The following is a 12,790-nucleotide window of genomic DNA, read 5'->3' on the forward strand; positions in this document are numbered from 1 at the left end:
CGCCCACCGCCGAGACGCCTCATGACACCGACCGCGAAGCTTGCACTGCTCACGTTACCGCCCGTGCTGGCGGCCTGTTTCGGCGCCCTCGCGGCCGCGTGGCGCGCGCCCGGCCCGAAAACGTCGAGCGTCATCCAGCATTTCACCGGCGGCATCGTGTTCGCCGCCGCGGCGCTCGAGCTGCTGCCGCAGGACCGCGCGCATGCGCTGTTTCCGGTCGTCGTCGGGTTCGTGCTCGGCATCGCGCTGATGCTCGCGATCCGCGCGCTGTCGGGCGCGATCGAGACGCGCTACGAGGAAGCGCGCTTGCCCGTGAGCCTGATCATCGTCACCGCGATCGACCTCGTCGTCGACGGCCTGGTGCTCGGCATCGCATTTTCCGCGAGCGACGAAAGCGGCATCATCCTGACCGTCGCGCTGACGCTCGAAGTGCTGTTCCTCGCGCTGTCGGTCAGCGCGGCGCTTGCCGCCGCAGGCATCGGCCGGATGCTGTCGATCGTCGTGCCGGTCGGGCTCGCGGCGCTGCTGAGCATCGCGGCCGTGGCCGGCAACGCGGCGTTTGCCGGCCTGCCGGCCAACATCTACGCCGCATTGCTGGGGTTCGGCACCGTCGCGCTGCTGTACCTCGTGACCGAAGAACTGCTGGTCGAAGCGCACGAGGTGCCCGAAACGCCGTTCGCGACGGCGGCGTTCTTCATCGGCTTCATCGTGTTCTTCCTGATCGAAGGATCAGTGAAGGCAGGATAAGCCGTACGCTCCGGCTACCACGTCGTCGCGCCCGTCGGATACGTCTCGACGATACGCGTGCCGTTCACGGGCGTGACGCCCTCGTTGCGCAGTGCGGTCCACAGGTCGATCGCATGTTCGCGCGACTTGCGGCTGCCGTCGTCGGTCAGCACGTTCAGCGCGATCACTTCGTCGCGCGTCGTCAGCTGCAGTTGTTCCTTGAGCTTGCGCGACTGATGCGACGCGGTGCGGACGTCACCGAGCACGATCCGTCTCTCCGCCGTGGCCGGCTCGCTTCCCGCATCGGCCGGCACGAACGTCAGCCGGCCGTTGTCGACCTCGCACTGTCCGCGCGAAAACGTCGCGGTCCATGCGCCCGCCGGCACGGCCGCCAATTCGCAGCGCATCCGCTCGTTCGCACGCTGGCCGACGTCGTGTGCCGGCGCGTGCGACAGCGCCCGCTCCGGCCAGCCGGCCGCCATCGCGGCGCTCGACATCAGGCACGCCGCCAGCACGATTCCCTTCGCGATATCGCGCATGACACGCTCCTCTGCATGATTGAATCCGGCCGGCGGGCTTCAGCCCGGCCGACCGAGAATGATTGATCAAAGCACCGCGAAGCGGTTGTCGTGTGCATCGACCATTGGCGCTTTCTCGCCACGATGCACCGTCGAACGATGGATTTCCTGATTGCGCGCGACGGTGGCCGGGCTCGCCGGGTAGTCGTGATTCGGGCTCGGAATCACGCCGTCGTGGCGCGCGCGCACCAATTCCTGAATCACCTCCTGACGACTCTTCGGCTGCGCCGACACGGCCTGCGAGAAGGCGGAAATCGACAGTGCGGCAACGGCGACGGCGATCATCGGGCGCGGAATGTTCATGGTGTTTGCTCCTTGCGGGAGAGGCGTGACAGGAGCCTTCACTGTGATCCGGGGGCGGTGCGGAATCGTGATCGCCGCATGACGGTTTTGTCACCGGCCCAACATCTCCTGCATCGCAGTGCGAACGAAGTTTTGCGTATTTTTCGTCGCTCATGACACCGCGATGACATTTTTCTCATTTGTCCCTCACCTCCACGATTCGAACGCTTTCCAGAATCGCCAGCGCGATCGCGATATTTCGGCCTGCCGCCACAAGGCTCGGCATCGGAATCGATGCGATGCACGAAACGATCTTCTTGAACCTCAGGGGCACACCATGAAAACTCCAGTTCGGCTCGTCATGATGTCGGGCACGCTGCTCGCAGCCACCCACGCGGCTCACGCGACGGAAGTCACGCTCTACGGCCTGTTCGATACGTCGCTCACGTATGTATGGAACGCCAATGCGGACGGCAAGAATCTCGTTGGCCTCGGCAACGGCAATCTGCTCGGCAACCGCTTCGGCGTGAAAGGCGCGGAAGATCTCGGGGGCGGCCTGAAAGCGGTCTTCACGCTGGAAAACGGCTTCAACCCGAACACCGGCGCGCTCGGGCAAGGCAACCGGATGTTCGGGCGGCAGGCGTTCGTCGGCCTCGAAAGCGCGCGCTGGGGCACGCTGACGCTCGGTCGCCAGTACGATGCGCTCGCCGATGTCGCGTGGCCCGTCACCGGCGACTTCTACTTCGGCAGCGTGTACGCAACGCCCGGCGACGTCGACAACTACGACACCTCGTCGCGAACCGACAACGCGGTGAAGTACACGTCGCCCGTGATCGGCGGATTCCAGTTCGTCGGCATGTATGCGCTCGGCGGTGTGGCCGGCAAGAGCGGCGCCGGGCAAACCTGGTCGGCCGGCCTTTCATACAGCAACGGCCCGGTCGATGTCGCGGGCGGCTACTACTACGCGGCCAACCGGTCATCGCTCGCCAACGGCATCCGGACCGGCTGGAACGGCACCTCCGACGGCACGTTCGACGGTTCGCTGGTCAATGGCGGCTACATCTCCGCGAAATCGATCGGCATCGCGCGCGGTGCATTGCGCTACAACTTCGCGCCGTTCGCGGTCGGCATCGACTACAGCAATGCGCTGTACAAGGCCGATGCGATGTCCGCGTTCCGCAGCACGCAGAAGTACGACACCGCGCGCGGCTTCTTCAATTACCAGGCGACGCCCAGCCTGCTCGTCGGCCTGGGCTACAGCTACACGCGTGCCCGCGGCGATACGAGCGCGACCTACCATCAGGTGTCCGCCGGCGCCGACTATGTGCTGTCGAAGCGCACCGATCTCTATGCGGTCGGTGCGTGGCAACGTGCGAACGGGGAACAGCGCACGCTCGATGGCGGCACGCAAACGGCGCAGGCGTCGATCGGTTCGTATGGCTATGGCGGCACGCGCACGCAGGGCATCGTCAATCTCGGGTTGCGTCACCGGTTCTGAGCGCGGCCGCCGCCCATGCGCACCGCGTGACGAAAATTTCATGTTCCGATCAGGTTCACGATGCGTCTCGCCGCTACGATCGGAACGGTAACGGGCCACGCCCGTTCCCACCCACGCAGCGGGTCGATGCCGCACGGCACGATCACGCGTTAGGCCCGGGCTCGTCGAGTGCCGGGCCTTTTTTTGCGTCGCGAGCCGGCACCTGGGCGCGCGGACGCGGCTGGGCGCTGTGGAAGGCGCTCATCACGCTCGCGACACTGGATGAAAGCCTGCACGCGAGCGATCCGTCGACCCGCACGATCCGGCACCTGCTGGACGATCATCGCCGGGAATGCGGACACTGAGCGCCGACTGACCGCCCGCGACGCGATCACGGCGTGCCGATGCGTTGCGGAAACAGGCACGTATGCGTTTTCACGTACAGGTTCGGATTGCCGCAGCGGTGGCCGGCATAGTCGATCTGCTCGCCGGGCATGAGGTCGGCCGGCACCGTCTTGCGCGCCGCGGCGGGCGCGGCCGCCGGGGTGCCGGAACGTGTCGATGCACAGCCCGCGAACAACGGGACGATCAGGACTGCGATCAAGGCTAAACGGATGGCGGGACGATCCACTTTTCGGTCCGGGATGAAAGTCTGAACGGGGCCGCCCGCTTTCCATGCTGCTGTCGCGAACGGCGCGAATGCCGTCGGCCCTGTCGGCCAATGGCAGACTTCATGTTCCCCTGCCCGCCCATCGCGCCCATGACGCGAACATGACGGTTGCGTCATGTCGGTCGTGTCTCAACGGCGCGCTACCGGCTTGCGCAATCTGACGGTTTTTTCATCTCGCGATCACGATGACGCACGGCTGCTTTCGCATACTGGGTCCATGGTTCGCCACCCGGCGGCCTGATCAAGGAGAGCACTCGATGAAAACGGCAAAACTCGCAGCACTGTTCGTCACCGCCACGCTGTCGCTCGGCATGGCCACGCAGGCCGCGTTCGCGGAAACGCAAACGCAGGGCAAGAGCCGCACGCAGGTCGTCAACGAGCTGAAGCAGGCGCAGCACGACGGTGTCGTGCCGACGAGCAAGACGCAATACCCGCCGACCGGCGAGATCGTCGCGCGCAACAAGGAGCTTCACGGGATTTCGGTGCATGGCGGCGAGAAGAAGCCGCAAACCGACAACCACGACAACCTGACCGCGCGGCAATGATGCCCGGCCACACGATCGCGGAAAGCGCGCCGCGCGTGGCCGCATCGCGGCGAACGCGCGGGCGTCACCGCCCGCGCTGTCAAGTGCGGATGGCCGCCGGCCGGTCCGGCTCGGCCGGCCGGCGCGGAAAGCGCAGCCAGAACGTCGTGCGGCGGCCGGGATCGCTGTCGACGCCGCATTCGCCGCCGTGATTGTCCATGATCGACCGGACGATCGCGAGGCCGAGCCCCGTGCCCGACGCCGAATTGTGCCGCGACGGATCGACGCGGTAGAAGCGCTCGAAAATCCGCCCGACATGCTCCGCGGCGATGCCGGGCCCCGTATCCGACACGGCGATCGTCGTCGCGCCGCCCTGCTCGACGCAGTCGATCGTCACGACACTGCCGCGCGGCGCATAGGTCAGCGCATTGGACAGCAGGTTGCTCAGCGCGCGCTGGTACAGCGTCAGATCCGCATCGACCCACGCGTGGCCGTCCACCTTCACCGTCACGCCCTCGTCCTCCGCCAGCGGCTCGTAGTAGCCGGCCACCCGCTCCGCCTCCTGCGCCGCATTCAGGCGCCGCACGCCGATTGACGTGCCGGCCTGCTCCGAGCGCGCGAGAAACAGCATGTCCTCGATCATCCGCGACAACCGCTGGTATTCGTCGATGCTCGACTCGATCACGTTCCGGTATTCCTCCGCGCTGCGCGGCTGCGACAGCACGACCTGCGCGGCCGCCTGCAGGTTCGTGAGCGGCGTGCGCATGTCGTGCGCGAGATTCGACGAGAACTGGCTCAGCCGCGTGAACGATTCGTTCAGCCGCGCGAGCATCCCGTTGAACGCATGTTCGAGTTCCTTCAGCTCGCCGGACGTATCGAGTTCCGGCAGCGGATGCGCCAGCCGGCTCGTCGACATCTGCTCGGCACGCGCCGCAAACCGCCGCAGCGGGCTCAGCCCGAGCGCCGCGATGCCGTACGCGATCGCAGCCGCGAGCACCACGCCGAATACCTCGATCACGACGATCGTATAGGCATGCGTGCGCAGCAGCAGCACGTCGGCGCTGCGGTCGTACTGCACCGCGACGCGCACCACGGGCCCGCCCGCCCCCATACCGGCGCCGGCCAGCGGCACATTCGTCACCAGATACTGGTGCCGCGCGCCAGGCGGCGCGACGCCGACCGGCACGCGCCCGGCATCCAGCGACATCAGCGGCGCATACGGGCGGAAGCCGGGCGTACCGACGAGGCGCATGCCCGTGGCATCGAAGATCGCGAGATCCATGTTCGGATGACCATGCAGCTGGTCGATCCAGATGTCGGTGTTGCGCGCGACGTCGGCCGTGCTACGCGCTTCGGCCAGGTGCGCGCCCAGTGCGGCGGAAATGCCGGCCATCTGCTCGGCCGCCGTCGTCTCGACACGGTTGCTCAGCGCTTCGTACAGCGCAACACCGCTCGACGCGAGGATCACCGACGTCGACAGGATGATCAGCGCGGTCAGGCGTCCACGCAGCGTGCGCGGCAGCAGGCGCGCGATCATGCAGCCGCGCCGCCGCGCGCTTCGAGCACGTAGCCCATGCCACGCACCGTGTGGATCAGTTTCGGTTCGTACGCATCGTCGATCTTCGAGCGCAGCCGCCGGATCGCCGAATCGACGACGTTCGTGTCGCTGTTGAAGTTCATGTCCCACACCTGCGACGCGATCGTCGCGCGCGGCAGGATCTCGCCTTCGCGGCGCATCAGCAGCCACAGCAGCGCGAATTCCTTCGCGGTCAGCAGGATCGTGTCGCCCTGCCGCGTGGCCTTGCGGCGCGTCAGGTCGAGTTCGAGATCGGCCACGCGCAGCGTGTTCGAGTCGCGCGGCTGGCCGCGCCGCAGGATCGACTTGATGCGCGCGGTCAGCTCGACGAAGTCGAACGGCTTCGCGAGATAGTCGTCGGCGCCGAGCTCGAGCCCCTTCACGCGATCGCCGACGTCATCGCGCGCGGTGAGGAACAGCACGGGCGTCGACTTGCTGCGCCGCAGGTTCTGCAGCAGCGTCCAGCCATCCTGGCCGGGCAGCATCACGTCGAGCACGAGCAGGTCGTATTCCTCGGTCTCCGCCTGGTGCTGGCCCGTGATGCCGTCCTCGACCCAGTCGACGACATAGCCGGCCTCGGTGAGGCCCTTGCGCAGGTACGCGCCCGTCTTCGGTTCATCTTCGACAATCAGAATTCGCATCACGCATTACCCTTGAAGAAACCCAGCCGGCGCAGCAGACCGGCGCCGAGGCCGCCGCGGAACGCCGCACGCCACGACACCGCATGGCTGACACGGTACAGCACCGGCAGCACCAGCAACGTCAGCGCCGTGGACGACAGGATACCGCCGATCACGACCGTCGCCAGCGGACGCTGCACCTCGGCGCCGGTGCCGGTCGCGAACGCCATCGGCAGGAAGCCGAGCGACGCGACGAGCGCGGTCATCAGCACCGGCCGCAGCCGCGTGAGCGCGCCGTCGTGTACGGCAGCGTCGAGCGGCATCCCTTCGTCGCGCAGGTTGCGGATGAACGAGATCATCACGAGACCGTTGAGCACGGCCACGCCCGACAGCGCGATGAAGCCGACCGCCGCGGTGATCGACAGCGGAATCCCGCGCAGCCACAGCGACACGACGCCGCCGCTCAGCGCGAACGGAATGCCGGTGAACACGAGCAGCCCGTCCTTCACGTTGTTGAACATCACGAACAGCAGCACGAACACCATGAACAGCGCGAGCGGCACGACGAGCTTCAGGCGCTCGCTCGCGCTTTGCAGCTGCTCGAACTGCCCGCCCCACGACACCCAGTAGCCGGCCGGCACGCGCACGTCCTGCTGCAGCTGCTCGCGCGCATCGGCGACGAACGAGCCGACGTCGCGGCCGCGCACGTTCGCGCTGACGACGACGCGCCGCTTGCCGTCCTCGCGGCTGATCTGGTTCGGGCCCGGCGCGACATCGATCGTCGCGAGTTCAGCCAGCGGCACGTACGGGGCCGCGGCGAGCGGCGCGCTGGCGCCGGCGGCCGGCGCGGGCAGCGCGATCGGCAGCCGCTTGATCGCCTCGATGTCCGAGCGCAGCTCGTCGGGCAGCCGCACGACGATGTCGAACCGGCGGTCGCCCTGGAACAGCGTGCCGGCCTTCTGCCCGCCGACGGCCGCGGCCACCGAGTCCTGCAGGTCGGCCACGCTCACGCCATAGCGCGCGAGCTTGTCGCGATCGAGGTTGACGGTCAGCACCGGCAGGCCCGTGGTCTGCTCGACCTTCACCTCCGATGCGCCCGGCACCTTCTGCAGCGCGGCCGCGATCTGCTCGCCGGTCTGGTTCAGCACGGCCATGTCATCGCCGAAGATCTTCACCGCGACGTCGCTGCGCACGCCCGAGATCAGCTCGTTGAACCGCAGCTGGATCGGCTGCGAAAACTCGTACGCGTTGCCCGGCAGCTCGGCGAGCGCTTCCTCGATCTCGCGCACGAGCTGGTCGCGCGGCTTCTTCGGGTCGGGCCACCGGTCGGCCGGCTTCAGCATGATGTAGCCGTCCGACAGGTTCGGCGGCATCGGGTCGGCCGCGATCTCGGCCGTGCCGGTGCGCGCGAATACGCGCTCGATCTCGGGGAAGCGCGCCTTCAGCGTCTTCTCGATCGACTTCTGCATCTCCACCGACTGCGACAGGCTCGTGCCGGGAATCCGCAGCGCGGAGACGGCCAGATCGCCTTCGTTCAGGCTCGGGATGAACTCGCTGCCGAGCCGCGTCGCCAGCCCGAGCGTGACCAGCACGATCGCGCCCGCGCCGATCATCACGCGCGCCGGGCGCGTCATGAACGCGGCAAGCACGGGTTCGTACGCGCGCCGCGCCCAGCCCATCAGCCGGTTCTCCTTCTCCTCGACACGCTCGCCGATGAACAGCGCGACGGCCGCCGGAATGAACGTGACGGTCAGCACCATCGCGGCCGCGAGCGCCATCACGACGGTAATCGCCATCGGGTGGAACATCTTGCCCTCGACGCCGGTCAGCGCAAAGATCGGCAGGTACACGACCATGATGATCAGTTGCCCGAAGATCAGCGCGCGCCGCGCTTCCTGCGATGCGCCGAACACTTCGGCAAAACGCTCGTCGCGCGTGAGCGGCCGTCCGGCCGCCGCCTGCGCATGCGCGAGCCGCCGCACGCAGTTCTCGACGATCACCACCGCGCCGTCGACGATGATCCCGAAGTCGAGCGCGCCCAGGCTCATCAGGTTCGCGCTTACCTTCGCATTGACCATGCCGGTGAAGGTCATCAGCATCGACAGCGGAATCACCAGCGCGGTGATCAGCGCGGCGCGGATGTTGCCGAGGAACAGGAACAACACCGCGATCACGAGGATCGCGCCTTCGAGCAGGTTCTTCTTCACCGTCGCGACGGCCTTCTCGACGAGCACCGTGCGGTCGTACACGGGAATCGCCTTCACGCCGGCCGGCAGCGTGCGGTTCACGTCCTCCATCTTCGCGGCGACGGCCTTCGACACCGTCCGGCTGTTCTCGCCCATCAGCATGAAGACCGTGCCGAGCACGACTTCCTCGCCGTTCGACGTCGCGGCGCCCGTGCGCAGTTCGCGGCCGATGTCGACCGCGCCGACGTCCTTCATCCGCACCGGCACGCCGCCGACGTTGGTCAGCACGATGTTCGCGATGTCGTCGACGGTGCGCGCCTGGCCCGGCACCCGCACGAGATACTGCTCGCCGCGCTTTTCGATGTAACCGGCGCCGACGTTGTCGTTGTTGCGCTCCAGCGCGCGCACGACGTCGGCGAGCGTCAGCCCGTACGACATCAGCTTTGCCGGGTTCGGCGCGACGCGGTATTCCTTCACGTAGCCGCCGATCGAGTTGACCTCGGTCACGCCGCGCACGTTGCGGAGTTGCGGCCGGACGACCCAGTCCTGCAGCTCGCGCAGGTCGGCCGCCGTATAACGCGTGCCGTCGGGCTTGCGTGCGTTGGCATCGGCCTCGACGGTCCACAGGTAGATCTCGCCGAGGCCCGTCGACGTCGGCCCCATCGCGGGCGCGATGCCGGCGGGCAGCTTGTCCTTCGCTTCCTGGATGCGTTCGTTGACGAGCTGCCGCGCGAAGTAGATGTCGGTGCCGTCCTTGAAGATCACGGTGACTTGCGACAGCCCGTAGCGCGAAATCGAGCGCGTCTGCTCGAGGCCCGGCAGCCCGGCCATCACGGTCTCGACCGGATAGGTGATGCGCTGTTCGGCTTCGAGCGGCGAATAGCCCGGCGCGGACGTATTGATCTGGACCTGCACGTTCGTGATGTCGGGCACCGCGTCGATCGGCAGCCGCTGGTAGCTGAACACGCCCAGCGCGGCCACGGCCGCGATCGCCAGCATCACGAGCCAGCGGTGCGCAATCGCAAAGCGGATCAGGCGCTCAAACATGTCGGGATTCCTTGAAACGGGGAACGGTCGGCCGCACCGGACGGGCCGCCCGGCCGGTCACACGGCGAGCCGGAAAGCGGGCCGCATACCGGGCCGCGAGCCGGGCAACGGCGCACACGTCGCGCTCATTCATGTTCCGCGCTCCCCTTGCCGAGTTCCGCCTTCAGCACGAAGCTGTTCGACGCCGCATATTCCTGGCCCGGCTTGAGCCCCTTCAGCACTTCGGTCGCGCGCTCGTCGCGCCGCCCCGTTTCGACCGCCTGCGCGACGAACCCCTTCGGCGAACGCACGAACACGGAAGGCGCGCCGTCGACGTCCTGCAGCGCGTCGCTTGCCACCGCCAGCGGCACGCCCTGCTTGCCCGCGTCGACGGATACGTTCACGAACATCCCCGGGCGCCACACGCCGTCCGGGTTCGGCAGCACGACGCGCGCCGGTGCGGTGCGCGTCTGTTCGCCGAGCAACGAGCCGACGTACGCGATCGGGCCGCTCGAACGCGATTCGAACGCGGTCGCACTGACGGTCGCGTCGCGGCCGACGCGCACGTCGTTCAACCGCTGCGCGGGTACGGCCATCTCGGCCCACACGGTCGACAGGTCGGAAATCACGAACATGCTCGCGTCGGCGGCGATCGCCTCGCCGGGCGTCGCATGTTTCTCGACGACCGTGCCCGCGAACGGCGCGCGCAGCTCGTAGCGGTTCAGCGCGCCCGCGCCGACCGGCGCGTTCAGCGCGGCGAGCTTCTGCCGCGCGTTCTGCACGGCGATCTCGGCCTCGCGCAGCTGCACCTGTGCCTGCTGGTAGTCCTGCTCGGCCGAGATGCGCTCCTTCCACAGCGTGCGTTCGCGCTCGTAAGTCGCCCGCGCGCCCGACAGCCGGCGCTCGGCCGTCAGCAGTTCGCTGCGGCGGTCGGCCAGATCGGTGCTCGCGATCACGGCCAGCACCTGCCCCTTCGCGATGTTCTGCCCGAGCGATACCGACACCTGCTCGACGATGCCGGCCACGCGCGGCACCACGTGCGCGGTGCGGTCCTCGTTGAACTTGATCTCGCCCGGCAGCTGGAACGGCGTCGCGATCTGCGCAGGGCCGGCCTTCGCGAGCGCGATCTTCGACGTCGCCAGTTGGGCGTCGGTCAGCGCGATCGCGCCGTCGGCGCGCGCGAACGGGAACGACGCGGCGTCGTTGCCGGCCTTCACGTCGATCGTCGCGTCGAACACGTGCGGCTTCGCGATCGACTGCGCGGACACGAACTTCTGGCCTGCCGCGTCGAAACGCAACGGTTCGTGGGTGCGGTCGTACCGCACCAGCGTGCCGGACACGGTCACGGCCTTGGTCGCAGGCTTGCCGTCGACGAACGGATAGACGACGAGCCGTGCGTCGCCGGGCTTTTCCGTCATCACGATCTCGACGGACAGCTTGCCGCGCTTGAGCACGACGCCCCCGCGCGCCCCGGCGCCATCGGCGGGTTGCGCGGCTTCGGCACCCGCTGGCGCCGACGTGCCGCCGCCGCCCCGCGTGACGGCGAGCGCGCCGATCACGATCCCTGCGCCGCCGAGCACGGCCGCCGCAATAACGAAGATTCTGCTGCGTGACATGATGATCCTTCAGGTAAGAGGGGCGCTTATTGCGCGACGGCCGCGAGCGGCGTGCCGACGAGCCGGCCGATATCGGCGCGGGCCGAATGGGCGTCCGCGAGCGCGCGCACGTATTGCGACTGCCCCTGGAACAGCGTGCGCTGCGCGTCGAGCACGTCGAGGAAGCTGAACTTCCCGAGTTCGTAGCCGCGCGACATGGCATCGAGCGCGAGGCGCGCGGCCGGCAGGATGTCCGACTTCAGCCGCTGCGCTTCCTGCTCGGCGGCCTCGAAGTTCGCGTAGGCCTGCGTGAGCGCCAGCCGCAGGCGCGTGCGTTCGCGATCGAGATCGGCGTTCGCGCGCTCGGCCTTGTGCGTCGCCTCGAGCAGCGCGCCCCGGTTCGTGTTGAACAGCGGAATCGGGATCGATACGCCGACCACGGCCTGGTTGTCGGGGACGCCGCCGGTCGTCACGCGCTTCACGCCCGCGCTGACCGTCACGTCCGGAATGCGCCGCGCACGCTCGAGCGACACGGCCGCGTTCGAGCGCAGCATCTCGGCGCGAGCGACCCGCGCGAGCGGCGAATCGTCGAGCTGCGCGGTCAGCGCGGACAGCGGCTCGACCGGCGGCACGGCTTCCAGGTCGCCCTGCACCGCGAGCCGGTCGCCGCGCGCTTCGCCCATCACCGCGTTCAGCTTCTCGCGCGCAACCTCGACCCGGCCGCGCGCGGTTACGACTTCGATCTGCACACCGGCCGCCGCCACCTGCGCCTTGGTCGCCTCGACCGGCGACACCTTGCCGGCCTGCGCGCGGCGCCCCGCAAGATCCGCGGAGCGCGCGGCGATCGCGGCCGATTCCTCGGTCACCTGAAGCTGCCGCTGCGCGGCGAGCAAGCCGTAGAACGCGGCGATCACGTCGGCGCGCACGACGGCGCCCTGCTCGTCGAGCGACGCGCTGGCCGACTCGCGGCCGTACGACGCGACGTCGAGCCGCGCGCGACGCTTGCCGCCCAGCTCGATGGTCTGGTTGATCAGCGCGGTCGACGTGCGTTCGGCGCGGCTGAAGCCTTCCTGCAGGAACGACACCTCGGGATTGGGGCGGGCACCGGCCTGCATCAGCGCGCCGGCCGACGCGTCAACGTCCGCGCGTGCGCCACGCAGCGCCGGATTGTTCCGGGCCGCAACCGCGAGCGCATCGGGAAGCGTCAATGACGGGGGGGAAAGCGCACCGGATGGCGGTGCGCCGGTCGGCGTTGCGCTGCCTGCTGCAGCCGGGGCCGGCCCCGGCGACAGCGACGGCTGCGCATAAGCCGTCGCGGCCATCGCGAAGGCGACGGCCACGGCGAGAGAGAGCTTGAGCATGTTCGGTTCTGCGGTAACGGTTTGCGACCGATGCTACGGTCGGGCCGCAGTGCGAACATGAGGCGAAGATGATATTTCCGTCATGTCGGGCGCAATCGCACGCAGACGTGCAATGCCCTGCGGGGACGGCGCCCCGCTTTGACGATCGGGAGGATTCGGTGCGCGTGCG

General features: G+C 68.3%; 12 protein-coding genes. 4 read left to right on the plus strand and 8 right to left on the minus strand.

Going from position 1 to position 12,790, the window contains the following annotated elements; all coding sequences use genetic code 11:
• Positions 1-21: 21 nt before the first annotated feature.
• Positions 22-747: a ZIP family metal transporter gene (locus ACWMMN_RS28465; RefSeq protein ID WP_486423455.1), complete on the plus strand. Its 726-nt coding sequence runs from the start codon at positions 22-24 to the stop codon at positions 745-747.
• Positions 748-761: 14 nt separating this feature from the next.
• On the opposite strand, the gene ACWMMN_RS28470 is transcribed toward ACWMMN_RS28465, so the two are convergent.
• A complete protein-coding gene (locus tag ACWMMN_RS28470; protein ID WP_059237475.1) occupies positions 762-1,265 on the minus strand; it encodes a hypothetical protein in 504 nt (167 codons plus the stop codon).
• Between the two features lie 66 nt (positions 1,266-1,331).
• The gene (locus ACWMMN_RS28475) at positions 1,332-1,607 is read right to left on the minus strand and encodes a DUF4148 domain-containing protein (RefSeq protein ID WP_059237476.1); all 276 of its coding nucleotides are present in this window, start codon (positions 1,605-1,607) and stop codon (positions 1,332-1,334) included.
• Between the two features lie 316 nt (positions 1,608-1,923).
• On the opposite strand from ACWMMN_RS28475, the gene ACWMMN_RS28480 reads away from it, so the two are divergent.
• Both ACWMMN_RS28480 and ACWMMN_RS28485 read left to right on the plus strand, forming a co-directional pair.
• Positions 1,924-3,084 carry a porin gene (locus ACWMMN_RS28480; RefSeq protein WP_059237477.1) on the plus strand — a complete coding sequence of 387 codons (1,161 nt, stop codon included), beginning with the start codon at positions 1,924-1,926 and terminating at the stop codon, positions 3,082-3,084.
• Positions 3,085-3,110: 26 nt separating this feature from the next.
• Entirely contained in the window at positions 3,111-3,428 is a 318-nt protein-coding gene (locus tag ACWMMN_RS28485) for a hypothetical protein (protein WP_155627216.1), read from the plus strand.
• Between the two features lie 26 nt (positions 3,429-3,454).
• Here ACWMMN_RS28485 and ACWMMN_RS28490 read toward each other — a convergent pair whose 3' ends face one another.
• Positions 3,455-3,850: a hypothetical protein gene (locus ACWMMN_RS28490; protein ID WP_226195935.1), complete on the minus strand. Its 396-nt coding sequence runs from the start codon at positions 3,848-3,850 to the stop codon at positions 3,455-3,457.
• 140 nt (positions 3,851-3,990) lie between these two features.
• Between ACWMMN_RS28490 and ACWMMN_RS28495 the strand changes: the two genes are divergently transcribed.
• Positions 3,991-4,278: a DUF4148 domain-containing protein gene (locus ACWMMN_RS28495; RefSeq protein ID WP_059237479.1), complete on the plus strand. Its 288-nt coding sequence runs from the start codon at positions 3,991-3,993 to the stop codon at positions 4,276-4,278.
• Positions 4,279-4,357: 79 nt separating this feature from the next.
• Here the strand turns inward: ACWMMN_RS28495 and ACWMMN_RS28500 are convergent, their stop codons facing one another.
• The 5 genes from ACWMMN_RS28500 to ACWMMN_RS28520 form a co-directional block, all read right to left on the minus strand.
• Positions 4,358-5,794 (minus strand): heavy metal sensor histidine kinase, encoded by a 1,437-nt coding sequence (locus tag ACWMMN_RS28500; protein ID WP_059237480.1) that lies wholly within the window; start codon positions 5,792-5,794, stop codon positions 4,358-4,360.
• The gene (irlR, locus tag ACWMMN_RS28505; RefSeq protein WP_006490455.1) at positions 5,791-6,474 is read right to left on the minus strand and encodes a heavy metal response regulator transcription factor IrlR; all 684 of its coding nucleotides are present in this window, start codon (positions 6,472-6,474) and stop codon (positions 5,791-5,793) included. Before irlR ends, ACWMMN_RS28500 begins: the two co-directional genes overlap by 4 nt.
• Positions 6,474-9,686 carry an efflux RND transporter permease subunit gene (locus tag ACWMMN_RS28510; RefSeq protein WP_059237481.1) on the minus strand — a complete coding sequence of 1,071 codons (3,213 nt, stop codon included), beginning with the start codon at positions 9,684-9,686 and terminating at the stop codon, positions 6,474-6,476. The genes irlR and ACWMMN_RS28510 overlap by 1 nt, the downstream gene beginning before the upstream one ends.
• Positions 9,687-9,811: 125 nt before the next feature.
• On the minus strand, positions 9,812-11,281 hold the full coding sequence (locus tag ACWMMN_RS28515) for an efflux RND transporter periplasmic adaptor subunit (protein WP_059237482.1): 1,470 nt from the start codon (positions 11,279-11,281) through the stop codon (positions 9,812-9,814).
• A gap of 26 nt (positions 11,282-11,307) precedes the next feature.
• Positions 11,308-12,621, minus strand: coding sequence for a TolC family protein (locus ACWMMN_RS28520; protein WP_486423456.1), 1,314 nt, complete (start codon positions 12,619-12,621; stop codon positions 11,308-11,310).
• Between the last annotated feature and the right edge of the window lie 169 nt (positions 12,622-12,790).

Source organism: Burkholderia cepacia complex sp. TUM26381 (genome assembly GCF_057439935.1).